The sequence below is a fragment of the Stenotrophomonas humi genome (assembly GCF_001431415.1).
GTDB classification, from domain to species: Bacteria; Pseudomonadota; Gammaproteobacteria; order Xanthomonadales; family Xanthomonadaceae; genus Stenotrophomonas; species Stenotrophomonas humi.
The window spans coordinates 55,836-81,580 of sequence record NZ_LDJI01000009.1 but is presented as its reverse complement, the minus strand read 5'-3'; the positions used below and the strand labels follow the sequence as shown (position 1 = coordinate 81,580).

Below are 25,745 nucleotides of genomic sequence, written 5' to 3'. Positions count from 1 at the left end.
CGCGTCTGGCGAGCGCGCTAGTATATGCATCTGGTTGCCGCTCGGCAATCCCGCAACCCCAATTGGAATCGCCAACATCAATTCCACAGTTACAACACCGTTCACCCTGCACGTCATCCCGCGTGACCAGCACACCATTTCGCGCAAAGACATCAGTCCCAATGCGCTGCGCGTGCTGTATCGCCTGCGTGAGGCCGGATTTGGTGCCTATCTCGTAGGAGGCGCCGTGCGCGACCTCCTGGTGGATGGGCGCCCCAAGGATTTCGACGTCGCCACCGACGCCACCCCGGAACAGGTCAAGCAGTTGTTCCGCAATTGCCGGCTCATCGGCAGGCGTTTCCGCCTGGCGCATGTGGTGTTCGGCCGCGAGATCATCGAGGTGGCCACCTTCCGTGCCAACAGCGATGACGGCAGCGGCGACCGTGAGGTCGAGAACGGCATGCTGGTGCGTGACAATGTCTACGGCAGCATCGAGGACGATGCGGTCCGTCGCGACTTCACCTGCAACGCCTTGTATTACGCCATCGAGGATTTCTCGGTGCGTGACTACACCGGTGGCTTCGAGGACGTGATGGCGCGCCGCATGCGCCTGATCGGCGATCCGGAGCAGCGCTACCGCGAAGACCCCGTGCGCATGCTGCGCGCCGTGCGGCTGGCGGCCAAGCTCAATTTCCAGATCGACGGCCCGACCGCCGAGCCGCTGCCGCGGCTGGCCAATCTGCTGAGCGAGGCCGCGCCTGCGCGCCTGTTCGAGGAAGTGCTCAAGCTGTTCCTTTCCGGGCATGGCGTGGCCAGCTTTGAAGGGCTGGAGCGCTACGGCCTGTTTGCGGTGCTGTTCCCCGAAAGCGCGGCGGCATTGAAGAGCAATCGCACTGGCGCGCTGCGTCGCATCCTGATCGAAGGGCTGCGCAACACCGATGACCGCGTCGCCAACGAGGAGCCGGTGTCGCCGGCCTTCCTGTTCGCGCTGCTGCTGTGGCCGGCCTTCTGCCGCGCACTGATCGGCCTGCAGAAGCAGGGCATGGCGCCGGAAGAGGCGCAGCGCCGTGCGGCCGACCGGGTGACGTTGCATCAGCTGACCACGATTGCCCTGCCGCGTCGGTTCTCGCTGCCGATGCAGGAAATCTGGCTGCTGCAGTCGCGCTTTGGTTCGCGCCAGCGCAAGCGCGTGCTGCGCACGCTGAGCCATCCGCGCTTCCGTGCGGCGTTCGATTTCCTGTTGCTGCGTCAGGCGGCATCGCCGGAGCATCAGGACGACATCGCGTTCTGGCGCGAAGCACAGTTGCAGAACGGGCAGGATCTCGAGTCCGCGCCGGATTCGGTACTGGCGGAAGACGGGCAGGAAGGTGATGTGCCGCGTCGTCGGCGCCGCCGCCGTCGTAGCGGCGGCAGCGCCACCACGACCACGACGGGCGAGTAATCGTCCGATGGTAGTTGCCTGCATCGGGTTGGGCGCCAACCTGGGAGACGCACCGGCGACGGTGCGCGCGGCGATCCAGGCCTTGGGGCGCTTGCCGCAGACGCGTCTGTTGGCGGCCTCGGGGCTCTATCGAACACCGGCCTGGGGCAATGAAGCGCAACCGGACTTCATCAATGCCGCCGCTGCGGTGGAGACGGCGTTGGCTGCGCCGGCGTTGCTGGAGCATCTGCTCGCCACCGAGCAGTCCTTCGGACGGGTGCGCGAACCCGGGCAGCACTGGGGGCCGCGCACGCTGGACCTGGATCTGCTTCTTTATGGTGAGCAGACCATCGCGCTGCCGCAGTTGAAGGTGCCGCATCCCTTCCTGCACGAGCGTGCTTTTGCCCTGTTGCCCTTGGCGGATGTGGCGCCGGAGGCGGTGATTCCCGGGCATGGAACAGTGCATGACGTATTGGCTGCCATGAAAACCTGCGATATCGAGCCGATAGGCGGATAATGGTCGGCTCATCACCAATCGTTATCCCCACATGAGCTCCCACGCAGACAGCAAGCCCTGGACAGTTCCGGCCCTGGCCGAAGCCAAGCGCAATGGCCAGAAGCTGGTGATGTTGACCGCTTACGACGCCGGTTTTGCCCGTGCATTTGACGCAAATGGCGTCGACTTGATCCTGATCGGCGATTCGCTGGGGATGGTGGTGCAGGGGCATGATTCCACGCTGCCGGTCAGTGTGGCCGACATCGTCTATCACACCACTGCCGTGGCCCGTGTGCTGCAGCGTTCACTGCTGGTGGCAGACCTGCCGTTCGGCGCCGATGCCACACCCGAGCGTGCGCTGGATGCTTCAGTGAAGCTGCTGCAGGCCGGCGCGGAGATGGTCAAGCTCGAAGGTGCCGGCTTCAAGCTGGACATCATTCGGCATCTGGTCGAGCGCGAAATTCCGGTCTGTTCGCATCTGGGGCTGACCCCGCAGTCGGTGCTGCGCCTGGGCGGCTACCGGGTACAGGGCCGTGGCGACGCCGCCCAGCAACTGGTGGACGACGCCAAGGCCGTGGCCGAAGCCGGTGCCAGCCTGCTGGTGCTGGAATGCGTACCGACCCCGATCGCTGGCCGCGTCACCGCGGAGATTTCCATCCCCACCATCGGCATCGGTGCCGGCCCGGAGTGTGACGGGCAGGTGCTGGTGCTGCATGACTTCCTCGGTCTGGACAGTGGCCACCGCAGGCCCAAGTTCGTCAAGGATTTCCTTGCCGAAGGTGGATCCGTGGCCGGTGCGGTCCGCGCCTTCGCCGACGCCGTGCGCGATGGCACCTTCCCCGACGCGGAGCATGCGTACGCATCATGATCGAGACCGTCACCGAACTCAGCCGGCTGCGCGCCATCGTTGCTGGCTGGAAGCGCGAGGGGCTTCGTGTGGGTTTCGTACCCACCATGGGCAACCTGCATGCAGGCCATTATTCGCTGGTGAAACTGGTGCGGCAGCATGCCGACCGGGTGGTTTCCAGTGTGTTCGTCAATCCGACCCAGTTCGGTCCGAACGAGGATTTCACCCGCTACCCGCGTACCCCGGAAGCCGACACCAGTGGCCTGGAGAAGGCCGGTTGTGACGTGCTTTGGCTGCCCACGGTTGAATCCATGTACCCGTTTGGCGTGGAACTGGCCGCCAAGGTGCATGTGCCGGGCGTGAGCAGCCTGCTGGAGGGCGCGCACCGCCCGGGCCACTTCGATGGCGTATGCACGGTGGTCAGCCGCCTGTTCAACCAGGTGTCGCCCGACGTGGCCGCATTTGGTCGCAAGGACTACCAGCAGTTGGCGGTGATCCGGCAGATGGTGACCGACCTGGCGTTCCCGATCGAAGTCCTGGGTGGCGAGATCGTGCGCGAAGACGACGGTCTGGCCATGAGCTCCCGCAACCAGTACCTGACCGGTGACGTGCGCCCGCATGCCACGGTCATCCGCAGCGTGCTGCTGTCGATGCGTGATGCCAGCCTGGCCGGTGTCGCACGTGACAAGGTGGAAGCCGACGGCGTCGCGCAGCTGCAGGCGGCTGGTTTCCAGGTCGACTATGCGGTGGTGCGTCTGCCAAGCCTGAGCGAGCCGGTTGCTGATCATCAGGGCGCGCGCGTGGCGCTGGTGGCCGCCAAGCTGGGCAACACCCGCCTGATCGACAACATCGAGTTCTGAATGGGGCTTGGACGGGACTTTTCCTGTCCATTGCCGGCCCCCTGTTTGACTGCCGATGGCGCCCTGGTGGCGCCATCGGCGTGTCTGCAGCACCGTCAGCGCAAAGGTATGTTGCAGTGCGGGCGGGCGCTCGCGCCGGTGCTAGACTGCGCTCTTTCTCACGCAGTTTCGGCATTGCCATGCAACTCACCCTGCTCAAGACCAAGATCCACCGCGCCACCGTCACCCATTCCGAGCTGAACTACGAAGGCTCCATCGCCATCGACAGCAACCTGCTGGAAGCCACCGGCATCCGCGAGTTCGAGCAGGTGCACATCTGGGACGTGACCAACGGTGCGCGTTTCAATACCTATGCGCTTCGCGCCGAAGCCGGTAGCGGCATCATCTCCCTCAACGGCGGCGCTGCGCGCCACGTGCAGGTAGGCGACATCATCATCATCGCCGCCTTCGCCGGCATGAGCGAAGCCGAGGCCGACACGTTCCAGCCCAAGCTGGTTTACGTGGACGGCAACAACCGCATCACCCACACCAACAATTCAATCCCCACACAGGCCGCATGACCAAGTACAACGGATTCGACGTATTGCACGCTCACGCCCAGCGACTGCAGGGCACGAGTATCCCCACGCTGATGGCCACCGAGCCGGACCGGGTGAAGAACCTGGCGCTCAATGTCGGTCCGTTGTATGTCAATTTCGCGCGGCAGAAATACGACCGCGCGGCATTGCAGTCATTGCTGGAGCTGGCCGCCGCGCGCGATGTCGCCGGCGGTTTCCAGCGCCAGTTTGGCGGTGAAAGGATCAACATCACCGAAAACCGCGCCGTGCTGCACAGCGCGTTGCGTGGTGATGCCGGCAATACGCCGGAGTCGATGGCCGCACATGCCGAAGCTGCCGCCGTGCAGCAGCGCATGGGCGCGCTTATCCAGCAGCTGGAAGCCAGCAACGTCACCGACATCGTCAGTGTCGGCATTGGTGGATCGGACCTGGGCCCACGCCTGGTTGCCGATGCATTGCGGCCGGCGCGCGGTGCGCGTTTCCGCGTGCATTTCGTTTCCAACGTGGATGGCGCAGCGATGCAGCGCACGTTGGCCACGCTGGACCCGGCCACGACGGCCGGCATCCTGATTTCCAAGACCTTCGGTACCCAGGAGACGCTGCTCAATGGCGGCATCCTGCGTGACTGGCTCGGGGGCAGCGAGCGCCTGTACGCGGTCAGCGCCAACCCGGAGCGCGCTGCCAAGGCATTCGACATTGCCGGTGAACGCGTCCTGCCGATGTGGGATTGGGTGGGTGGTCGCTATTCGTTGTGGTCGGCAGTGGGCTTTCCGATTGCGCTGGCGATTGGCTTTGAAGGTTTCGGTCAGTTGCTGGCCGGCGCTGCGCAGATGGATGCGCATGCGGCGAGCGCGCCACTGGAGCGGAACCTGCCGGTGCTGCATGCACTGACCGATATCTGGAACCGCAACGTGCTGGGCTATGCCACGCACGCGGTGATGACCTACGACCAGCGTCTGGCGCTGTTGCCGGCGTACCTGCAGCAACTGGTGATGGAAAGCCTGGGCAAGCGGGTGAAGCTGGACGGCAGCCCGGTCGATGCCGACACCGTGCCGGTCTGGTGGGGTGGGGCGGGCACCGATGTGCAGCACAGCTTCTTCCAGGCATTGCACCAGGGCACCAGCATCGTGCCAGCCGATTTCATCGGCTGCGTGCAGGCGGATGACCCGTACACGGTCAATCACCAGGCGCTGTTGGCCAACCTGCTGGCGCAGACCGAGGCCTTGGCCAACGGCCAGGACAGCGAAGATCCGCACCGCCAGTATCCGGGTGGTCGCCCGAGCACCTTGATTCTGATCGACGCACTGACGCCTCAGGCATTGGGTGCGCTGATCGCCATGTACGAGCACGCGGTATACGTGCAATCGCTGATCTGGGGCATCAATGCATTCGATCAGTTCGGTGTTGAGCTGGGCAAGCAGTTGGCCAATCAGTTGTTGCCGGCACTGCAGGGTGAAGCGGTCGAGATCGCTGATCCGATGACGCGCGAAATTTTGGCGCGCCTGCGCTGAGCCGAGCGGATGGTCGATGAGTGAGGCATCAACGCCGCGCAGAAATGCGCGGCGTTGTTGTTTGCGTGATGGCGGGGGCTCCCTTCACCCGTTTGCGGGAGGAAGGAGCGCCGAAGGGGGGCGGATAAGGGTGCTTCTTCTTTCTCCGCGATACCCGACTCAAGCCGGCTTTCTGGAATGGCGCCCACCCAAGCCCTCTGCCGCGCGAGAGGGCTCAGTCGGTTCGCAGCTCGGCACTCAGCGGTTCGGATCGCGCTCGGGACTCGGGCGCTTGGTCAACTTGCGCTGCAATGAGCGCCGGTGCATGCCCAGCAGGCGCGCAGCGGCAGAGACATTGCCGCCGGTTTCATGCATGGCTTGCTGGATGTGCTCCCACTGCAGGCGGCTGATCGGCGTCATCGAATCCGGTGGCTCGATCTCCTCCGGCTCTTCGCCGCCTTCATCCTCTTCGCCCAGTGCGCGCAGGATCATCTGCACGGTTGCCGGCTTGGGCAGGTAGTCATCCGCGCCCAGTTTGATGGCTTCCACCGCAGTGGCGATGGAGGCATAACCGGTGACCAGCAGAATGCGCATGTCCTGCCGCAGTTCGCGCAATGGCTGGATCAGGTTGAGGCCCGATTCGCTGCCCAGCTTGAGGTCGATCAGCGCGAACGCGGGCGGCGACTGCGCAGCCAGCTGCAACGCGCCAGCGATATCCGCAGCGGTGACGGCATCGATGCCGCGACGCGCGAGCGTGCGTTGCAGCGTGCGCAGGTACAAGGGGTCATCGTCGACCAGCAACCCGTGTGTGGCGGGAGCATTCATGTGTTTACCTCGGTGTTGTTCAGCGGCAGACGAAAGCCGACGCGCGCTCCCAGGCCTTCGGCCGGACGCATCCACAATTCGCCATGCAGGCGTTCAATGGTGGCATGGGACAGGGCCAGGCCAACACCCATGCCATCGGTTTTGCCGCTGTTGAACAGCGTGCCGGGCAGGGCCGCATCGTTGGCGTTGAAGCCGGGGCCGTAGTCGCGCACTTCGCCGTACAGCTGGCCATCGCGCACCCGGAGGTCCAGGTCGATCTGTGGCCGCCCACTGAACTCACCGGCGTCGGCGGCATTGTTGAGCAGCACCTGCAGCAGATGGCCAACACCCGGGTCCAGTTTCAGCTGCAGCGGCGCGTTGGCGTTGCGGCGCAGCTGGATGGTCGGGCGCACCAGACGCCACTGTTCGAGCACGCTGCCGATGGAGACCGCGGTGCGGCTCGCACCTTCAGCAGGGGCCGCCAGTGCCAGCACGCGCTCCCGGCATTGCACCAGCAATTCGCGCAGGGTTTCCAGGTCGTCACGCATTTCCGGGTTGTCGGCGCACTGTTCGGCAATGTCATCGGTAAGCAGGGTCATGGTCGCCAGCGGCGTGTTGAGCTCATGCGCGACCGAGGCGGCATGGGTGGCAAGGGCGACGATTCCCTCGTTGCGCACGAAGCGCTCGCGTAACAGCGCCAGTTGGTTCTCGCGTTCGCGCAACGCCGCCGCCAACCGGGTGGAGAACACCAGCACCACCACGCTGGACAGCAGGAAATTGGCCGCGGCGCCCCACAGGTGCAGGTTCATCGAATCGAAGTGGCCGCCCTGAAGCGGCAGCCCGAACACCGCGCTCAGGGCATAGCCGCCAACACAGGCCGCCGCGACGGCATGGGTCCAGCGTAGCGGCAACGCCAGCGCCGCCAGCGCGATCAGGATCAGGAACAGCGAGCCGAATGGATTGGAGATGCCACCACTCCAGCCCACCATCCAGGTCAGAACCGTGACGTCGACCAGGATGTGGCCGAACGCGGTGACCGGCGCCGGGTCGCTGTCGTGTACCCGCAGCTGTGCGTACAGGTTGAACAGCGCCAGCACGAAGACGCCGCTCCACAGCGGAATCTGCGGCAGTTCCAGCCCGAGCAGCCAGGTGGCGACAAGGATGGTGGCGGCCTGGCCTGCGGTGGCCAGCCAGCGCAGGCTGCACAGGGTGCGGAGGAAGGAGGTGTCCGACGAATTCATGGGCGCCATCGTATTCGGTCAGGGCCGCTGACACACAACGGAAGGTTCATCCCGATGTGGCGGCTGGCGCGGTAAAATGCCGCCCATGTACGACGCCGTTACCCGACCGACCCCGCCCACCGACGCCACCGCCTGGCCTCGCCGTATCACCCAAGCCGTCAACATCGGCGGCATATTGGTGGGCGGAGGCCATCCCGTGGTCGTCCAGTCGATGACCAATACCGATACCGCCGATGTGGCGGGCAGCGTGAAACAGGTCGCCGAGCTGTGGCGCGCCGGTTCGGAAATGGTGCGGTTGACCGTCAACAATCCCGAATCGGCGGCGGCAATCCCGCGCATCGTCGAGAAGCTGCAGATGATGGGCATCGATGTGCCCCTGATCGGCGACTTCCACTACAACGGCCACCAGTTGCTGACCCAGGAACCGGCGTGCGCCGAAGCCTTGGCCAAGTACCGCATCAATCCGGGCAATGTCGGCTTCGGCAAGAAGAAGGACACCCAGTTCGCGCAGCTGATCGAGTTCGCCATCAAGTACGACAAACCCGTGCGCATCGGCGCCAACTGGGGTTCGTTGGACCAGGCGCTCGCCGCCAAACTGATGGACGAAAACAGCCAGCGTGCACAGCCCTGGGATGCCGGCCGCGTGTTGCGTGAAGCCCTGATCCGCTCGGCGCTGGATTCTGCGCAGACTGCGGTTGAGCTGGGTCTGGCGCATGACCGCATCGTGCTGTCGGCCAAAGTCAGCGGCGTGCAGGAGCTGATCGCGGTGTATCGCGACCTGGCGCAACGTTCGGATTTCGCCCTGCACCTGGGCCTGACCGAAGCCGGCATCGGGAGCAAGGGGATCGTCGCCTCGTCGGCCGCCCTGGCGGTGCTGTTGCAGGAAGGCATCGGCGACACCATCCGCATCTCGCTGACCCCCGAGCCGGGCCAGTCGCGCACGCAGGAAGTCATCGTTGCGCAGGAGCTGTTGCAGACCACCGGTCAGCGCGCTTTCACGCCGATGGTGACGGCGTGCCCGGGCTGCGGCCGTACCACCTCCGAGTTCTTCCAGGAGCTGGCCAAGGTGGTGCAGAACCATGTGCGCGAGAAGATGCCGGTCTGGCGCATCAGCCACCCCGGTGCGGAGAACATGACGCTGGCGGTGATGGGCTGCATCGTCAACGGCCCGGGTGAGTCACGTCACGCCAACATCGGCATCTCGCTGCCGGGCACCGGCGAAACGCCTGCCGCCCCGGTGTTCGTGGATGGCGAAAAGAAAGTGACCCTGCGCGGTGACAACATCGCCCAGGAATTCGTCGCATTGATCGACGACTACGTCGAGAACCGGTATGCACGAAGCTCCGGTTGATTCCCGGAGCGAGGCGGCCGGCCTGCGGCGGTGGCTTGCCCACAACGCATGGCGGTTGGTGTGGCTGTTCGTCGGCGTGCTGCTGCCGTTGGCGGGTTTTGTTTCGCTGGCCGATGAAATCCACGAAGCCGAAGCGTTCCATTTCGACGACGCGCTTCTCTGGAAGATGCATGCGCTTGCATCGCCGGGGTTGAACAACTTCTTCGTACTGATGTCCAAGCTGGGCTACCAGTGGGGTGTGATCCCTGTCGATGTGCTGATCGTCGTCGTCCTGTTGGTGATGCGTCGTTGGCGCAAAGCCGCGTTCGCCACGACCGCATTTGTGGGTTCGGCCCTGTTGAACCTGGGAAGCAAGCAGATATTCCAGCGTGAACGCCCAGGTCTTTGGGAGTCAGTAGCGCCAGAAAGCACGTTCAGTTTCCCCAGTGGTCACGCGATGGGCTCGATGACATTGGCGTTGACCGTCGTGCTGTTGCTCTGGAATACCCGTTGGCGCTGGCCTGCGCTGTGCGCGGCAGCCACCTTCACCGGACTGGTAGGCTTGGCCCGGGTTTATCTTGGTGTGCATTATCCATCCGACATCCTCGGCGGCTGGTGTGCTGCGTTGGTGTGGGTGCTAGGCGTATACATGGTGATGTTCCGGCGCCGTTGGTCGCTGCCGGCACCTTAGGTTTCTCACGCAAGTTGCCAGTGATTTTGGCTCGGAGAAATCCTATTTGTATCGAAGAAATGGGCTGATAGAAGCGCTGTTGCTCCTGCTACATAGTGGCTACGGCAACGACGGAGTGAGTTTCGCCGTTGTTCTGACGCCACGAGGATGGTCAAGCTGATGTTTTTCAGCCAGCAAGAAGGTTGGGCTTGGTCACTTCTGGTCGATAATACGTGCGGTCTGTGCCATGGGATGACGGAGGAGGCCGTCGTCCTGGATTTCCGGCTACCGGGGAATGGCCAAGGCTTCAACTGACACCTCTCCGAGAGGGAATGCGTCATGACCATCAAGGTTTTTCTCATCGATGACCACGCACTTGTGCGCACTGGCATCAGGATGATTCTTTCGGGACAAACCGAAATCGAGGTTGTGGGTGAAGCTGACAGCGGGGAGGTGGCCTTGCCGCAGATCCGCCGTCTCAAGCCGGATGTGGTGCTGTGCGACCTGCACCTGCCGGGGCTGAGTGGGTTGGAGATCACCGAGCGCATCGTCAAGGGAGACCACGGTACGCGGGTCATCATCGTGTCCGTTCTTGAGGACGGACCGATGCCCAAGCGTCTGCTCGAGGCCGGTGCATCGGGGTACGTGGGTAAGGCCGGGGATTCGCGGGAGTTGATCCGCGCCATCCATGACGTGGCGCTGGGCAAGCGCTACCTGGCCAACAGCATCGCGCAGAACCTGGCCTTGTCGAATCTCGAGGGCGATGATTCGCCGTTTGATGCGCTGTCACCGCGAGAGCTTGAGGTGGCCCTGCTGTTGATCCAGGGGCATCGCCAGGAAGAGATTGCCCGGCGCTTGTGCCTCAGCGCGAAGACGGTGAACACGCACAAGGCGCGCCTGTTCCAGAAGGCGGGGGTGCAGGACAACATCGCACTCGCGCGGCTGGCCAGCCAGTACGGAATCGGTGACCCCGCGCGGGCCATCTGAGGTCCCATTGGCGTTGCTGGTAGGTGACAGCCACGGATGTATGAAGAAGGAGCGGCCCATGGCCGCTCTTTTTTCATGTGTTCATGCACGCGGATCTGTGATCGTCATCCGTGGAGCGGGGCCATGCTCTGCAGGGGCTTCGCCGATGGCCTGAATGACCAATCCACGGGCTTTCGCCAGCTTGCTGAAGCCCTTTGCGTCGGAGGCTGCTGTGCAGGATGCGCGCTGCAGCTGCGTGGTGTCGTCATCCGGTGCGCCGTTGGAGTCCCCTGCCAGTGTTGTGGTTCAAGCCATCGTTGGGGGTGGCCGATGCGCGGGGAGCTTTAGGCGCGGCACCAGAGCCATAAAAAAGAGCGGCCGTTTCCGGCCGCTCTTCGTTAGTGCAGTGGTTGCGGATCAGACGTTGCGCGGCTGATCTTCTTCCACTTCTTTTTCGGCCGCTGCTGCGACCTTGGCCGCTTCGACAGCGACGGGGCTGCCTGCGATGACAGCTGCTTCGTCGCCCTGCGGTTTGGCCTGCTGCGGGTCACTTTCAGCCGACGCCTCACGGGCAAACAACTGGCCGTTCTCTGGTGCCACCGCGGCCACGGCTTCCTGCGAGGTCGCGACAGGTGCTGCCGGTGCCGGGGTCACTTCAATCGCGACCGGGGCAGCGGCTTCAACAGCAACCAGGGCCGGAGTCGATGCGATCTGGACAGCGGTCGGCTCCGGCTTCGGGGCTTCAACGACCACCGGAGTTGCGACGACCGGCGCCGCGGTGACCACGGGAGCGGTTTCGACAGCGGGCACTTCAACGGCAACCGGTGCTTCGATCACGGCCGGTGCTGCCTCGGCGACAACCGGAGCGGGAGCTGCCGGAGCAGGTGCGACTTCTGCAACCGGAGCTGCCGAGATCGCGGCGGCCGGCGTCGGTGCGACAACGGCTTCCGGCTTGGTCTCGACAATCTTCGTTTCAGCAACAGCGGCCACGGCAACCGGAGCGGCGACAGCAGGTGCTGCGTTGGTTGCGGCGGCAGGCTGGGCCTGCACGGCCTTCACCGGTGCCGAGGCACTGCTGGGCTCGTCTTCAAAGTCGAACTCGGGCTGGCTGCTGGCCGGGCTCGCCGAAGCTTCAGCTGCTTCGCCGTCCTCGAATTCCTCGATGCCATCCTCATCAGCGCCCTGCATTTCGCCTGCGGCGGCGCCTTCGGCATTGCCACGACGACGGCGACGACCGCCGCGACGACCGCGACGACGACGGCTGCCGGCTTCGCCGTTGCCTTCTTCACCTGCAACGGCAGATGCGGTTTCGTCGGTGACTGCGACTGCTGACACCTTCTCATCGGACTCGATGACCGGCTTGGCGGCTTCGACAGCCTGCGGTGCTGCAGCGGCCGGTGCTACCGGCAGATTGACCACTTCCGCTGCGGCAACGGTACCTGCGGCAACGACGGCATTGGCAGTCGACTGAACGTCGGCCTGCGGCTGACGCGCGGGCTTCTCGTTTGCCGGCTGCTGCTGAGCAGCCTTCTCGGCATCCTGCGGCCGGGGCTGCTTCGGCTGCTTCGGCTGCTTGGGCTGTTGCTGCTGTTCGTTGCGCGGCTTGCCCTGCTGGCCTTGTTCATTGCGCGGCTGCTTGGGCTGTTGCTGCTGTTCGTTACGCGGCTTCTGCGGCTGGCCGCTGTTCTGATCCTGAGCCTGCGGCTGGGCGTTGTTGCCGCCCTGGCGACGGTCTTCACGGCGCTCATCGCGGCGATTGCCGTTTCCGCCATTGCGTGCCTGCGGACCATTGTTGCCACCACGACCGTCACGACGCTGGTTGCGATCGTTGCGGTTGTTGCGGCCACCGTCCTGGCGCTGCGGCTGGGCCGGTGCTGCTGCCGGGGCAGCTTCGCCACCGAACACGCGCTTGAGCCAGCCCATCACGCCGCCTGCGGCCGGGGCGGCCGGAGCCGGGGCGACCGGAGCTGCCGGGGCTGCGTCTTCGACGATCTCGCGCAGCGGAGCCGGCTGGCTGTGCTTGACGTGGGTAACCGCCGGTGCCGGCGGAATGTTCAGTTGCGCCTTGGTAAGAGCGTGCACCGGCAGCTTGCGCGGCGTGCCGCGCTGGTAGCTGGGCTTGCCCGATTCCTCGCCCATTTCGTTGTCGCGCAGGCGCGTGACTTCGTAGTGCGGGGTATGCAGCTGCTCGTCGGCGACGATGATGATCGGTGCATCGTGGCGAGTTTCGATCTCGCGCAGCGCGCTGCGCTTTTCGTTGAGCAGGTAGTTGGCGATCTCCACCGGGGCCTGTACCAGCACCTGCCCGGTGTTTTCCTTCATGGCGTGCTCTTCGGCAACGCGAATGATCGACAGCGACAGCGACTCGATGCTGCGCATCCGGCCCTGGCCGTCGCAGCGCGGGCAGACGATCTGGCTGGATTCACCCAGGCTCGGACGCAGGCGCTGACGGCTCATTTCCATCAGGCCGAAGCGTGAGATGCGGCCCAGCTGAACGCGGGCGCGGTCGTACTTCAGTGCGTTCTGCAGGCGGTTCTCGACTTCGCGCTGGTGCTTGCTCGAAGACATGTCGATGAAATCGATGACCACCAGGCCGCCCAGGTCGCGCAGACGCAGCTGGCGGGCCACTTCTTCAGCAGCCTCCAGGTTGGTCTGGAACGCGGTGTCCTCGATGTCGGTGCCCTTGGTGGCACGGGCCGAGTTCACGTCGACGGCGGTCAGCGCTTCGGTCTGGTCAACCACGATCGAGCCGCCCGAAGGCAGGCGCACGTTGCGCTCGTAGATCGCTTCGATCTGCGATTCGATCTGGAAGCGGTTGAACAGCGGAATGTCGTCTTTGTAATGCTTGAGCTTGCGCAGGGTCTGCGGCATCACCTGCTGCATGAACTCGCGTGCGGTCTCATACAGTTCTTCGGTGTCGACCAGGATCTCGCCGATGTCCGAGCGCAGGTAGTCGCGCAGGGCACGCACGATCAGACGCGATTCCTGGTAGATCAGGAACGGTGCAGGCTTGGTCAGTGCGGCTTCGGCGATCGAACGCCAGACCTGGAGCAGATAGTCCAGATCCCACTGCAGCTCTTCAGCATCGCGGCCGACGCCGGCGGTGCGGATGATCACGCCCATGTCGTCCGGAATGTCGAGCTTGTCCAGCGCTTCCTTCAGTGCGGCGCGGTCTTCACCCTCGATGCGACGCGAAACGCCGCCAGCGGACGGTGAATTGGGCATCAGCACCATGTAGCGGCCGGCCAGCGAGATGAAGGTGGTCAGGGCGGCGCCCTTGTTGCCACGCTCATCCTTGTCCACCTGGACAACGATTTCCTGGCCTTCGCGCAGGAGTTCCTTGATGCCGGCCTTGTTATGGTCGACGCCAGCCTGGAAATAATCGCGGGAGATTTCCTTCAGCGGCAGAAAGCCGTGACGTTCGCCGCCGTACTCGACAAAGGCGGCCTCGAGCGACGGCTCCAGGCGGGTGATGCGGCCCTTGTAGATGTTGGACTTTTTCTGTTCCTTCGACGGCTGTTCGATGTCGATGTCGTACAGGTTCTGCCCGTCGACGATGGCCACGCGCAGTTCTTCAGCCTGCGTGGCATTGATCAGCATTCGCTTCATTGTGCGTTCCTCGCGCGCTGCTACCGCGCGGAACGCCATGGGGTTTCGCCTCTGGACACGGGTCGCTGTCCAATCGCGCAGGCGCGGGTAGGGCAGCTTGGGTTTCCAGCGCTACGACACCACGGCAGGCCGCGGGAGCGCTTCTATTCTTGTTTTATAGGTGTTTCAGGGCCGGCGGCCGCATCCGGCCGTGACCGGGGCGTCGCACGGGACATATGATTCGTCCAGCACGGATGCCTTTTGGCACCCGGCGATGGCCGGGAACGCCGACGAGCCGCTAACATGGCCGCCCCGGGGGCGGTGGCCGCGCACTGTGCCGGATTCGTAGGGAGCGGGGCTTCTGGCCCTGACCAACTTCCAACGAAATCAAACCCTTATATCGCGGCCCGAGTGTAGCAGAATAAATAGGCTGATGACTGACTCCGACCAACGCAACACCCCGCCCGCCGCCAAGACCAGCGTGCGCATGATCAAGGTTCCCGAAGACAGGGCGGGACAGCGCTTGGACAACTTCCTGCTCGGCCAGCTCAAGGGCGCGCCCCGCAGCCTGGTCTACAAGCTGGTCCGAAGCGGACAGGTGCGGGTGAATGGCGGTCGCGCCAAGGCCGACCGCAAGCTTGAGGGGGGGGAGGAGGTTCGTATCCCGCCCGTCAATCTCAATGAGGTCGGAGAAAATGCGCCGCCACCCGCCAGCTTCCTGGAACGGATGGAGCAGGCCATCGTCTTTGAAGATGCCAAGTTGCTGGTGATCAACAAGCCTTCCGGCGTGGCCAGCCACGGCGGTAGCGGGATCAGCCATGGCGCCATCGAGACGATGCGGGCGCTGCGTCCGAACCAGAACCTGGAGCTGGTTCACCGGCTGGATCGTGATACCTCCGGGCTGTTGATCCTTGCAAAGAAGCGTTCAGCGCTGACCGAGCTGCAGGCCTTGATGCGTGAAGACCGGGGTGGCATCCAGAAGCGCTATCTGACCCTGCTGGTCGGCCGCATGCCCGATGGCGTGATGAGCGTGGACGCGCCGTTGCACGTTGGTTTGAGACAGGGTGGCGAACGTCATGTCCAGGTCAATCCGTCCGGCAAGGCATCGTTGAGCCACTTCCGCGTGCTGGAGCGCCGCGGTGGACATTCATATTGTGAGGTGCGGATCGAGACCGGGCGGACCCATCAGATCCGCGTGCATGCCCAGCATATCGGGCATGCGGTGGCTGCGGACGACAAGTACGGCGATCCTGCCGTCAACAAGCGCCTTCGTGAGCAGATTGGCCTGAAACGCCTGTTCCTGCATGCGGCGTCGCTGGAATTCGCGCTGGACGCCGGCAAGACGCCCTACGTGCTCAATGCGCCGCTGGCGCCAGAGCTGGTCGAGGCGCTGGATCGCCTGGCCTGAGCAAGCCAGAAGGTCCGGCTGCAGAAGGGCGGGGCTGCAAATCCCCGCCCTTTATTGAATGAGTCAACCGGATCCGCATCAAAGGTGAATGCGGCTGTGGCTTCTTGGTCCCCAGATTCATCAAGGACCGAGAAGCAGCGAGCCTTCTCTCATTCCCGGCTCCAACACCCCGAGTCCCTGCTTCATCACCACTTGAACAGCACCAGGCTGATGGCGATGGTGGCCATGCCGATGACCAGGCCGTAGACGGTCTCGTGGCCCTTGGCGTAACGCTTGGCTGCCGGCAGCAGTTCGTCCAGGGCCAGGAACACCATGATCCCGGCGATCAGGCCGAACACGGCGCCGAAGGTGGCGTGCGACAATGAGCCGGCCAGGGCGAAATAGCCGATGGCCGCGCCGACCGGTTCAGCCAGGCCTGATAGCAGGCTGGCGCCGAAGGCGTAGGACTTGCGGCCGGTGGCGAAGTACACCGGCACCGCGATGGCGATGCCTTCGGGGATGTTGTGGATGGCGATGGCGAAGGCCAGTGGCAAGCCGACCGAAGGGCTTTCCAGGGTGGCGAAGAAGGTTGCCAGGCCTTCCGGGAAGTTGTGGGCGGTAATGGCCACGGCGCTGAGCAGGCCGACCCGGCGGATGCTGCTGCGGTTCTTTTCCTTGAACGCCGGGTCCTGCTTGTCCAGGGTTTCGTGTGGATTCGGGACCAGGTGGTCGATCAGCACCACCAGTAGAACGCCGCCCAGAAACCACAGCGTGCCGTAGGTGAAACCGAGCCGGTCGCCATAGCTCAGGGCGAACGAGGCGATGGACTTGTTCAGGATTTCCGACAGCGACACGTAAACCATGGCGCCGCCGGCGAATGCCAACCCGAAGGCCAGCAGGCGCGGGTTCGGGCGCTTGGAGAACAACACCATCAGGCTGCCGATGGCCGTGGCAAGCCCGGCCGCGAACGTCAGCCCGAACGCCATCCATAGATTGTCAGTGGAGATTCCGTGCATGTAGAAGCCGGGCGATCAGCCGCCGCGGCGTGCCTGCTCTTCAATGGCAAAGCATTCGTTGGGCTTGGGGTCCGGCGGATTGAAGCTCACCGGCACCTGGATGGTGGTCGGCACCGGCTGGCCGTTGCGGGTCGCGGCATTGAACTTCCACTCGCGCACGCGGGCGATGGCCGAGTCATCCAGCCGGCTGTTGCCGCTGCTGGTAAGCAGCGCCACTTCGGTCGGTGTGCCCTGCGGGCCGACGACCACCTTGAGCACGCTTTTACCGCCCACGCCGGTGCAGGCCAGATCGGCCGGGTAGTCCGGCGGCGGGGTCTGCACGGCGGCGACTTCGGTCGGAGCGATGACCGGGGCGGCCGGTTGATCGGAGGAGTTGCAGGCGGCCAGCGAAACGGCGGCAGCGAGGGAGCCCAGCAGCAGGCGCAGTTTCATGTCATTGCTCCGTTAGTGCGGATGCCTTGGCGGCACAGATGAAGTCGTTCTCGCTCAGGCCGCCCACATCGTGGGTGGAGAACCGCACCACAGCGCGGTCGTAGTGCACGCCCAGATCCGGGTGGTGGTCTTCGGCGTGCGCGATCCAGGCCAGCGCGTTCACAAAGGCCATGGTGCCGTAGTAGTTGTCAAAGCGGAATGTACGGACCAGCGCCTGGCCGCTCTCGGCCAGTTCCCAGCCGGGCAGTTGCGCCAGTAGTTCTGCCAGGCGGGCCTGGCCGAGCCGGTGCTCGCTGCCTTTGCGCGGGATGCAATGGGCTTGCGCCAGGGGAATCAGGTCAGGGGCCATGGGAACCTCCATCAAGCAGGTGACTGAACAGTGCCGCCGCTGGAATCAGTGTCCCATCAGCGTCAACCAAGACACGGCTAGAATACCCGCATGATCCAGATCTCAGATACCGCTCAAAGCTATTTCCGCAAGTTGATCGAACGCGAAGCCGTGCCCGGCATGGGCGTGCGCCTGAGCGCCGTCGAGCCCGGCACGCCGCGCGCTGATGCGCGCCTGGAGTTTGCCGACCCCAGCGAACTGCTCGGTGACGAGTGGGCGGTGGATTGCGATGGCTTCACTTTGTATGTGGCCGCCACCAGCGTGGGCTGGCTGGACGGTGCCGAGATCGACTTCGTCACCCAGGCCGCCGGCACCCAGCAGTTGACCATCAAGGCGCCGAAGATCAAGGGCGAAGCGCCCGGCGATGCCGCCTCGATGGTTGAGCGCGTGCATTGGGTGGTCGAAAACGAGATCAATCCGCAGCTGGCCTCACACGGTGGGCGGGTGGCGGTGCAGGAAGTATCCGCCGATGGCGTGGTGTTGCTGCGCTTCGGCGGCGGCTGCCACGGTTGCGGCATGGCCGATGTGACCTTGAAGCAGGGGATCGAGAAGACCTTGATGGGACGGGTGCCCGGCGTGACCGCCGTGCGCGATGCCACTGACCATGACACCGGTCAGGCCCCGTATATCCCGCGCGCGGGCTGAGGCGATAGCCGCCGCATGCCGGTGACGTCAGTTACCGACCTTATTGACCTGCTGGCTGCGCGCCGGCAGGCCAGCATCTTGCACGACCGTCGCACCGGCATGCCGTATAGCTGGAGCCACTGGGTGCGCACGCGCGTGTCCAAGGCGATGTCGGCTTTTGCCGATGGCGATGTGGCCGGCGTGATCGCAGCCAAGCCTGAGCGGCCGCGTGCGCCCGCGCCGATGCCGCGCCCCTTCTTGCTGACGATGCTGCTGTTGCTTTGGCAGGGCGGTGATCCACCGCCGCGCGACCAGCGCGTGATGCGCTGGATTGCAGCGTTCTTCAGCGCTGCGCTGCATTTGTTGTTTGCCTTGCTGCTGGTGTGGGTGGCGCTGATACGCAGCCCGTCGCCGGAACAGAGCGCCGAAGAAGGCGAGCGTGTACAGGTCGAATACATCGGTCGCGGTACGCCGGACGAAGAGGGCGGTGGTGCGCCACAGGCCCAGGGCCAACAGCAGGCGGATGCGTCGGCGGCGGCATCCGCATCAGCTTCATCGGCGGCTGCGAATGCCAGTGCCAGTGCCTCGGCAGCAGCGGCGCCTGCGACGGCGTCCGTCGAGTCGACTGCGACGGCTGCTGCGACTCCTGCCGAAGCGACGGATGACGAACAGCCGTTGGTGCCGATCGATGCATCGAAGCCTTCACCTGAAATGCCGACTGCGCAGCCGCTGCAGGTAACCGAGGCGCAGCAGCCGACAACGGATTTCGTGTTGCCGCCACCAACGCTGCGGCCACCCACCCTGGCCACGCCGAGCGTCAGCGTGCCTCAAGTGCAGGTACGCGAGCGGGTGGTGGAAACGGCGACCGATCGCCCGCAGGTCACTCAGTCCGCCCGCGCGCTGCCCAGCGTGCAGCCGCAGTTGAAGGCGCCGGACGTGCAGGTGCGTGAGCGGCAGATCGAGGTGATGCCGCAACAGCAGGTCGCGATGTCGCAGGTGCGCCAGCGTGTGGCTGATGTGCAGATGACCGGCCCTGAAATGGCGGTGCGCGAGCGGCAGGTGGATGCAGCGCCGACACAACCGGTAAACATGGCTCAACTGCGTTCCACCGAAACCAACAACGTGCAGCTCAAAACGCCGACGGTCGCGGTGCGTGAGCGGCAGCTTCCGGGTGTGCCCGATGCCGCGACGTCGTCCACCGCAGCGGCGGCTGCGGTTGCCAAGCCTGCCAGCGCAACCGGCACCGGCGCGGCCACCTCGGCGCAATTCAGCAATGTCGCGCAGGGCAACACAGCGCAGGGCAACAATGCCGCCGCCAATCCTTCACCGAGGCCAGGTACCAGTGCCGGTGCGGGACCGAAGCCGCAGGACCGTAGTGGGGGCTGGGATTCTGCGGTGCGTTCGGACGATTGGGGTGCATCGCAACGGCAGGTGGCCGGCAGCGCGGGCGGGCAGTCGGACAAGGGGCGCGGCTTGTTTGACGCTGATGGCGGCGTGCGGCTTGCCGACGATGGCGCAGGCAAGGACAGCAAGCGCGGTGCACCGGGTGGCGATGCCGATTCGTGGACCCGCGATCGCATCGCTGACTCGGGAACCTGGCTCAAGCGGCCGCCTTACGACTACACGCCGACCTCGTTCGACAAGTACTGGGTACCCAACGAGTCGTTGCTGGCCGAGTGGGTGCGCAAGGGCATCAAGAGCGTGGAGATTCCGATTCCCGGCACGAGCAACAAGATCTCCTGCGTGGTGTCGTTGCTGCAGTTCGGCGGCGGCTGTGGGCTGACCAATCCCAACATGCAGGAGCAGCCAGCCGAGGCACGGCCGCCGCCAGACATCCCATTCAAGAAAGAACTGCAGGAAGACAACGGCAGTCGTTGAGTTGCCGTTGTAGGGGCAGCGCAGCAGCTCCTGTAGTCTTGCCAAAAATAAAGCCGCCCAATGGGCGGCTTTATTTATTGTGCCGCGTGCGTGGCTCAGTTCACGCCATGCAGATCGCGCAGCTGACTGGGGCGCGAGCCGAAGTAAGCGGCCAGGTCGGCGATGTCCTGATCGCTGAGGCTGGCAGCCTGCGGCGTCATCAACATGTGGTCGCGGTTGCCGCTGCGGTAAGCCTGCAGGGCATGGGCCAGGTAGTCACCGTACTGACCACCCAGGCGCGGGTAGGTCGGGTCGATGGGCTGGTTGCCATCGGCACCATGGCAGTCGATGCAGCTTTGGCCGGTGGCCTTGCCCTTGGCGTTGGCCAGATGCTCGCCAGCGGCGGCGCGGCCTTGCGGCAGCCCCGCCGAGGAGCTGGCGCTGTGTTCACCGCTGGCATGGCCGGGATCGGCAGCGGATTTATCCGCCGATTCCACCTGTGACTGCGAACATGCGGCCACTGCGAAGGCGGCCAGCAGGACGACGGACAAGCGCGTTGCGTGCGTTGCTTTCGACATGGGCGATGCCTATTTGACAGTGGACAGGTAGGCGGCGAGATCAGCGATTTCCTGGGTGCTGAAGCTCATGGATTGCGCCTGCATCGTCGGATGCTTGCGCTTGCCTTCGCGATACTCGGTGAGTGCCTGGGTCAGGTACTCGGCCGACTGGCCACCGATCTTGGGGACGCGGTAACTGGGATAGGCATTCTTGTAGCCGGTGATGCCGTGGCAACCCTGGCAGGTATAGGCCAGGGTTCGTCCGGTGTCGGGCTTGCCGACCAATGGAGTGGCCGGCGCAGGCGATGCGGCGGAATCAGACTGCGGAACAGCGTTGGCGGCCCCAATGGGCAGGGCGAGAGCCAGAGCGAAACAAGCGGCGAGCGGCTGCGAGCGCATGGTTTCCTTGTCCGGTATGCGGGTCTGGGGTTCCGCCGTGGGGACACGGAACGGGCCGAGTATAGCCCGCGTATTTACCTGTTCGGAACCGGGCGCGGATGCTGCATTGCATCACCTGTTTCGCATGGGTGACAGCCAGATTCGGCACACCCATGACCTTTGGCGCATGGTGTCCATGTGGGGTGGTGCAATACTTTGCTACAACACCACCCAATGCATCCCCAGGGACCTGACGATGTCGCGATTCTTCTCTCAGCACGGCCGCACCGGAAGCTGCGCCGCTGCCCTCCTTATTTCCACGTCGCTGCTGTTGGGCGGCTGCAAGGCCGGCGGTGAAGAGGCCCAGGCCAAGACTCCGGACGAGCAGAAGGCCGCGGACGCGGTGCCGGTGGAAGTGGCCAAGGCCGAGCGCCGTGCCATTGCAGCCAGCTATACCGGCACCGCTGCACTGGAGCCGCGCGCTGAGTCCCAGGTGGTCGCCAAGACCTCCGGTGTGGCGCTGGCGGTGCTGGTCGAGGAAGGCCAGCTGGTACGCGCTGGGCAGCCCCTGGTTCGGCTGGATCCGGACCGTGCGCGCCTGAGCGTGGCACAGAGCGAAGCGCAGATGCGCAAGCTTGAGAACAGCTATCACCGCGCCGAGAAGCTGGTGCAGCAGCAGCTGGTCAGTGCCGCCGATGTGGACCAGCTGCGCTATGACTTGGAGAACGCGCGGGCGATGTACCGCATGGCGACGCTGGAACTGTCCTACACCACGGTGGTTGCACCGATTTCGGGCGTGGTTGCATCGCGCGACATCAAGCCCGGCAACTTCGTGCAGATCAACTCGCCGATCATCCGCATCGTCGACAGTGCCCAGCTGGAAGCCACCCTCAACGTACCCGAGCGCGAAATCGCCAAGCTCAAGCCGGGCCAGGCCGTGTCGCTGCAGGTTGATGCGCTGCCGGGCAAGCCGTTCACCGGCACGGTGGACCGCGTGGCCCCGGTGGTCGACAACGGCACCGGTACCTTCCGCGTGGTGACTACGTTCTCCGGCGAAGAGGCTTTGCAGGCCGGTATGTTCGGACGCCTGAGCATCAACTATGACCAGCGCGCCGATGCACTGGTGGTGCCGCGTACCGCGCTGCTGGAAGACGGCGGCAAACCGGCGGTGTATGTGGTGCGCGACGGCAAGGCTGTGCGTACCGAGCTTGCCCTGGGTTATGACGATGCTGGCTTCATCGAGGTGCGCAACGGTCTGAAGCAGGGCGATGAAGTCGTCATCGCCGGCAAGGCTGCGCTGCGTGAAGGCAGTGCGGTGCAGGTGATCGGCAAGGAGAAGGCGGTGGCAGCGGCGGCCAAGGCGCCGGCAGCTGCACAGGCGACCAAACAATGAGTGACCACGGATCGTCGGCTTCCGGCGGTGGCTTCGATCTGATCGAGTTTGCCACCCGCCGCCGCGTCACCATCGCGATGATGACGCTGACCCTGGTGTTGTTTGGCCTGATCTCGCTGTCCAGCCTGAAGGTCGAACTGCTGCCGGACCTGAGCTATCCCACCCTGACCGTGCGTACCGATTACGAAGGTGCGGCACCGGCCGAGGTGGAAACCCTGATTTCGCAGCCGGCTGAAGAGGCGCTGGGCATCGTCAAGGGCCTGCGCAAGCTCAAGTCGATCTCGCGCACCGGTCAAAGTGACGTGGTGCTGGAGTTCGCCTGGGGCACGGACATGCAGCAGGCTGGGCTGGACGTGCGCGACAAGATGGAGACGCTGCAGTTGCCGCTGGAGGCCAAGCCGCCAGTGCTGCTGCGCTTCAATCCCTCGACCCAGCCGATCATGCGGCTGGCGCTGTCGTCCAAGCAGGAAGCAGGCAACGACGCCGATGCCGTGCGCCGCCTGATGGAACTGCGTCGTTACGCCGATGAAGACCTCAAGCGCAAGCTTGAGCCGGTCAGCGGTGTGGCCGCGGTCAAGGTCGGCGGTGGTCTGGAAGACGAGATCCAGGTCGATATCGACCAGCGCAAGCTGGCCGCGCTCGGCCTGTCGCTGGACACGGTGATCCAGCGCCTGCAGCAGGAAAACGTGAACCTGTCCGGCGGTCGTCTGGAAGAAGGCTCGCAGCGCTATCTGGTGCGTACCGTCAACCAGTTCGCCACGGTCGAGCAGATGCGCGAGATGTTGTTGACCACGGCCAGTGGTTCCAGCACTGCCAGCTCGACCGGTGAGAACCGTCAGCTGATGTCGGCCATCCTCGGCAGCAGCGACCCCAATGTGATCGCGGCGATGCGCAGCGATGGCAGCAGCAGCGCGCCCAGCGTGCGCTTGAAGGACGTGGCCGAGGTGCGGCAAGGTTACAAGGAGCGCGAAGCGGTGATCCGCGCTGCTGGCCATGAAGCGGTCGAACTCGCTGTCTACAAGGAAGGCGACGCCAATACCGTGTCCACCGCCGATGCGTTGGAAACGAAGCTGGAGCAGATCCGCAAGGAGATGCCCAAGGACATCGAGATGACTACGGTCGAGGACCAGTCGGTCTTCATCCGCCACGCCATCAAGGACGTCAAGATCGATGCGGTGATCGGCGGCTTGCTGTCGGTGCTGATCATCTTCCTGTTCCTGCGCGATGGCTGGAGCACATTCGTGATCTCGCTGTCGCTGCCGATCTCGATCATCGCCACGTTCTTCTTCATGGGCCAGTTGGGCCTGAGCTTGAATGTGATGTCGCTGGGCGGTCTGGCGCTTGCGACCGGTCTGGTGGTGGATGACTCGATCGTGGTGCTGGAATCCATCGCCAAGGCGCGCGAGCGTGGCATGGGCATTCTGGAAGCAGCGATCAAGGGAACGCGCGAAGTGTTCATGGCGGTGGTTGCCTCGACCCTGACCACCATCGCAGTGTTCCTGCCATTGGTGTTCGTCGAAGGCATCGCTGGCCAGTTGTTCCGCGACCAGGCCTTGACCGTGTCGATCGCCATCGCGGTATCGCTGGTGGTCTCGATGACCCTGATCCCGATGCTGAGCGCGCTCAAGGGCCGCCCGCCGTTGGAGTTCCCGGCCGAGGACCCGCGCGAACCGTGGCGTCCCGAGAGCCGTTGGAAGAAGCCGGCTGCGTATGCAGGCCGTGGCATCGGTGCGATGTTCCGCTATGGCTTCTATTTCCTGGCCTGGAGCGTGGTGCGGATCTTCCGTGGCATTGCCGCGGTGGTCGGCCCGGTGATGCGCAAGGCCAGCGATCTTGCGATGGCGCCGTATGGCCGTGCTGAAGCTGGCTACCTGCGCGCGCTGCCTGCGGCATTGAAGCGTCCGTGGCCGGTGCTGGGTTTTGCGACGCTGGCGTTCGGCCTGACCTTGGCGGCGTTGCCGCTGCTGGGTGTGGACCTGCTGCCGCAGCTGGCCCAGGACCGCTTCGAGATGACTGCCAAGCTGCCGCCGGGTACACCACTGGCGCAGACCGACGCACTGGTGCGCGAAGTGCAGCGCAAGCATGCCGACGAAGAAGGTGTGCGCCTGCTGTACGGCGTATCTGGTACCGGTACCCGTTTGGATGCCAGCCCGACCGAGAGTGGTGAAAACATCGGCAAGCTGTCGGTGGTGATGAATGACACCAAGTTGGAGCCGGCACTGACCGAGAAGCTGCGCGAAACCATGAAGGCCTGGCCGTCAGCGCAGGTGGACTTCGCCCGCCCTGAACTGTTCGCGCTGTCGCCGCCGCTGGAAATCGAAATCGAGGGCAACAACCTCGAAGACATCCGCGTCGCCGGCAATCGCCTGGCGGGCATGCTCCGCGAGAATCCGCACTATGCCGACGTCAAGTCGACGGTGGAGCAGGGCTTCCCGGAGATCCAGGTCGTGTTCGACCAGGACCGCGCTGCGGCGTTGGGCCTGACCACGCGCCAGATCGCCGATGCGGTCGTCAACAAGGTCAAGGGCAATGTCGCCACCCGCTACAGCTTCCGTGATCGCAAGATCGACGTGCTGGTGCGGGTGCAGGAGTCGGAGCGTTCTTCGGTGAACGACATCCGCCGCCTGATCGTCAACCCGACCGGCGCCAAGGCGATTGAGCTGGGCTCGGTGGCAGACGTCATCGCCACCACCGGCCCGAGCGAAATCCACCGCGCCAACCAGCGTCGCGTGGCGATTGTCTCGGCCAACCTGCGCGATATCGATCTGGGCAAGGCCATCACCGAAGTGCAGAGCATGGTCGCCAAGAACCCGCTGGGCACCGACGTCGGCATGCATATCGGTGGCCAGGGCCAGGAGCTGGGTGAGTCGATCCGCTCGCTGTTGTTCGCCTTCGCATTGGCGGTGTTCCTGGTTTACCTGGTGATGGCATCGCAGTTCGAATCGCTGCTGCATCCCTTCGTCATCCTGTTCACCATTCCGCTGGCACTGGTTGGCGCAGTTGCGGCCTTGCTGCTGGCGCGTTCACCGGTATCGGTGGTGGTGTTCATCGGTTTGATTCTATTGGTCGGATTGGTGGTGAAGAACGCCATCATCCTGATCGACAAGGTCAACCAGCTGCGCGAAGAAGGTGTGGCCAAGCGTGAGGCTTTGGTGGAGGGTGCACGTTCGCGTCTGCGTCCGATCATGATGACCACACTGTGTGCGGTGTTCGGCTTCCTGCCGCTGGCCCTGGCCTTCGGTGAGGGTGCAGAAGTGCGCTCGCCGATGGCGATCACGGTGATTGGTGGTCTGCTGGTCTCGACCATGCTGACCCTGCTGGTGATCCCGGTGGTGTACGACCTGCTGGACCGCAAGCCGGACGAGTACTACGCCGAGCGCGGCCGTCGTGCGCGTCAGGCGATGGCCCAGGCCGAGCAGGTGCTGAGCCATGAGCAGGATCCCATCGGCGGCATCAAGGACTGAA

General features: G+C 64.5%; 22 protein-coding genes. 14 read left to right on the top strand and 8 right to left on the bottom strand.

The window, feature by feature from the left end; genetic code table 11:
• The first annotated feature begins 34 nt into the window (after positions 1 to 34).
• The 6 genes from pcnB to pgi all read left to right on the top strand — a co-directional run bounded on the left by pcnB (position 35) and on the right by pgi (position 5,670).
• On the top strand, positions 35 to 1,420 hold the full coding sequence (pcnB, locus tag ABB26_RS04620) for a polynucleotide adenylyltransferase PcnB (RefSeq protein ID WP_057632414.1): 1,386 nt from the start codon (positions 35 to 37) through the stop codon (positions 1,418 to 1,420).
• Between the two features lie 7 nt (positions 1,421 to 1,427).
• On the top strand, positions 1,428 to 1,916 hold the full coding sequence (gene folK, locus ABB26_RS04615; protein WP_057632413.1) for a 2-amino-4-hydroxy-6-hydroxymethyldihydropteridine diphosphokinase: 489 nt from the start codon (positions 1,428 to 1,430) through the stop codon (positions 1,914 to 1,916).
• 31 nt (positions 1,917 to 1,947) lie between these two features.
• On the top strand, positions 1,948 to 2,763 hold the full coding sequence (panB, locus tag ABB26_RS04610) for a 3-methyl-2-oxobutanoate hydroxymethyltransferase (RefSeq protein ID WP_057632412.1): 816 nt from the start codon (positions 1,948 to 1,950) through the stop codon (positions 2,761 to 2,763).
• Positions 2,760 to 3,602, top strand: a complete 843-nt coding sequence (gene panC / locus ABB26_RS04605) for a pantoate--beta-alanine ligase (protein WP_057632411.1) — start codon at positions 2,760 to 2,762, stop codon at positions 3,600 to 3,602. The genes panB and panC overlap by 4 nt, the downstream gene beginning before the upstream one ends.
• A gap of 179 nt (positions 3,603 to 3,781) precedes the next feature.
• Positions 3,782 to 4,162, top strand: a complete 381-nt coding sequence (gene panD, locus ABB26_RS04600; protein ID WP_057632410.1) for an aspartate 1-decarboxylase — start codon at positions 3,782 to 3,784, stop codon at positions 4,160 to 4,162.
• Positions 4,159 to 5,670 (top strand): glucose-6-phosphate isomerase, encoded by a 1,512-nt coding sequence (gene pgi, locus ABB26_RS04595; RefSeq protein WP_057632409.1) that lies wholly within the window; start codon positions 4,159 to 4,161, stop codon positions 5,668 to 5,670. The genes panD and pgi overlap by 4 nt, the downstream gene beginning before the upstream one ends.
• 237 nt (positions 5,671 to 5,907) lie before the next feature.
• Here the strand turns inward: pgi and ABB26_RS04590 are convergent, their stop codons facing one another.
• A complete protein-coding gene (locus tag ABB26_RS04590; RefSeq protein WP_057632408.1) occupies positions 5,908 to 6,474 on the bottom strand; it encodes a response regulator transcription factor in 567 nt (188 codons plus the stop codon).
• Positions 6,471 to 7,694: an ATP-binding protein gene (locus ABB26_RS04585; RefSeq protein WP_057632653.1), complete on the bottom strand. Its 1,224-nt coding sequence runs from the start codon at positions 7,692 to 7,694 to the stop codon at positions 6,471 to 6,473. The genes ABB26_RS04590 and ABB26_RS04585 overlap by 4 nt, the downstream gene beginning before the upstream one ends.
• Positions 7,695 to 7,779: 85 nt before the next feature.
• Between ABB26_RS04585 and ispG the strand changes: the two genes are divergently transcribed.
• The 3 genes from ispG (at position 7,780) to ABB26_RS04570 (ending at position 10,681) form a co-directional block, all read left to right on the top strand.
• Positions 7,780 to 9,045, top strand: coding sequence for a flavodoxin-dependent (E)-4-hydroxy-3-methylbut-2-enyl-diphosphate synthase (gene ispG, locus ABB26_RS04580; RefSeq protein WP_057632407.1), 1,266 nt, complete (start codon positions 7,780 to 7,782; stop codon positions 9,043 to 9,045).
• Positions 9,026 to 9,715, top strand: a complete 690-nt coding sequence (locus ABB26_RS04575) for a phosphatase PAP2 family protein (protein WP_057632406.1) — start codon at positions 9,026 to 9,028, stop codon at positions 9,713 to 9,715. Before ispG ends, ABB26_RS04575 begins: the two co-directional genes overlap by 20 nt.
• Before the next feature lie 318 nt (positions 9,716 to 10,033).
• Positions 10,034 to 10,681 (top strand): response regulator, encoded by a 648-nt coding sequence (locus ABB26_RS04570; protein ID WP_057632405.1) that lies wholly within the window; start codon positions 10,034 to 10,036, stop codon positions 10,679 to 10,681.
• 396 nt (positions 10,682 to 11,077) lie between these two features.
• Here ABB26_RS04570 and ABB26_RS04565 read toward each other — a convergent pair whose 3' ends face one another.
• Complete coding sequence (locus ABB26_RS04565) at positions 11,078 to 14,269, bottom strand: Rne/Rng family ribonuclease (protein ID WP_057632652.1); 3,192 nt, start codon at positions 14,267 to 14,269, stop codon at positions 11,078 to 11,080.
• A gap of 412 nt (positions 14,270 to 14,681) precedes the next feature.
• On the opposite strand from ABB26_RS04565, the gene ABB26_RS04560 reads away from it, so the two are divergent.
• The gene (locus ABB26_RS04560) at positions 14,682 to 15,656 is read left to right on the top strand and encodes an RluA family pseudouridine synthase (protein ID WP_057632404.1); all 975 of its coding nucleotides are present in this window, start codon (positions 14,682 to 14,684) and stop codon (positions 15,654 to 15,656) included.
• Positions 15,657 to 15,841: 185 nt separating this feature from the next.
• On the opposite strand, the gene zupT is transcribed toward ABB26_RS04560, so the two are convergent.
• From zupT to ABB26_RS04545, 3 genes are read right to left on the bottom strand one after another with little or no spacing between them, the layout of a single operon-like run.
• The gene (gene zupT, locus ABB26_RS04555; protein WP_057632403.1) at positions 15,842 to 16,651 is read right to left on the bottom strand and encodes a zinc transporter ZupT; all 810 of its coding nucleotides are present in this window, start codon (positions 16,649 to 16,651) and stop codon (positions 15,842 to 15,844) included.
• A gap of 15 nt (positions 16,652 to 16,666) precedes the next feature.
• Positions 16,667 to 17,083 carry an energy transducer TonB gene (locus ABB26_RS04550; RefSeq protein WP_057632402.1) on the bottom strand — a complete coding sequence of 139 codons (417 nt, stop codon included), beginning with the start codon at positions 17,081 to 17,083 and terminating at the stop codon, positions 16,667 to 16,669.
• A gap of 1 nt (position 17,084) precedes the next feature.
• Positions 17,085 to 17,432 carry a 4a-hydroxytetrahydrobiopterin dehydratase gene (locus ABB26_RS04545; RefSeq protein ID WP_057632651.1) on the bottom strand — a complete coding sequence of 116 codons (348 nt, stop codon included), beginning with the start codon at positions 17,430 to 17,432 and terminating at the stop codon, positions 17,085 to 17,087.
• Between the two features lie 90 nt (positions 17,433 to 17,522).
• Here ABB26_RS04545 and ABB26_RS04540 point away from each other — a divergent pair, with 90 nt between their 5' ends.
• Together ABB26_RS04540 and ABB26_RS19115 are read left to right on the top strand one after the other, a co-directional pair.
• A complete protein-coding gene (locus tag ABB26_RS04540) occupies positions 17,523 to 18,116 on the top strand; it encodes an NfuA family Fe-S biogenesis protein (RefSeq protein WP_057632401.1) in 594 nt (197 codons plus the stop codon).
• Positions 18,117 to 18,131: 15 nt separating this feature from the next.
• Entirely contained in the window at positions 18,132 to 19,973 is a 1,842-nt protein-coding gene (locus ABB26_RS19115; protein WP_057632400.1) for a hypothetical protein, read from the top strand.
• A 95-nt stretch (positions 19,974 to 20,068) separates the two neighbouring features.
• Here the strand turns inward: ABB26_RS19115 and ABB26_RS04530 are convergent, their stop codons facing one another.
• A complete protein-coding gene (locus tag ABB26_RS04530; protein ID WP_057632399.1) occupies positions 20,069 to 20,530 on the bottom strand; it encodes a c-type cytochrome in 462 nt (153 codons plus the stop codon).
• Positions 20,531 to 20,539: 9 nt separating this feature from the next.
• A complete protein-coding gene (locus ABB26_RS04525; RefSeq protein WP_057632398.1) occupies positions 20,540 to 20,908 on the bottom strand; it encodes a c-type cytochrome in 369 nt (122 codons plus the stop codon).
• A 235-nt stretch (positions 20,909 to 21,143) separates the two neighbouring features.
• Here ABB26_RS04525 and ABB26_RS04520 point away from each other — a divergent pair, with 235 nt between their 5' ends.
• Complete coding sequence (locus tag ABB26_RS04520) at positions 21,144 to 22,280, top strand: efflux RND transporter periplasmic adaptor subunit (protein ID WP_057632397.1); 1,137 nt, start codon at positions 21,144 to 21,146, stop codon at positions 22,278 to 22,280.
• Positions 22,277 to 25,744: an efflux RND transporter permease subunit gene (locus tag ABB26_RS04515; RefSeq protein ID WP_057632396.1), complete on the top strand. Its 3,468-nt coding sequence runs from the start codon at positions 22,277 to 22,279 to the stop codon at positions 25,742 to 25,744. Before ABB26_RS04520 ends, ABB26_RS04515 begins: the two co-directional genes overlap by 4 nt.
• Position 25,745: the final 1 nt, after the last annotated feature.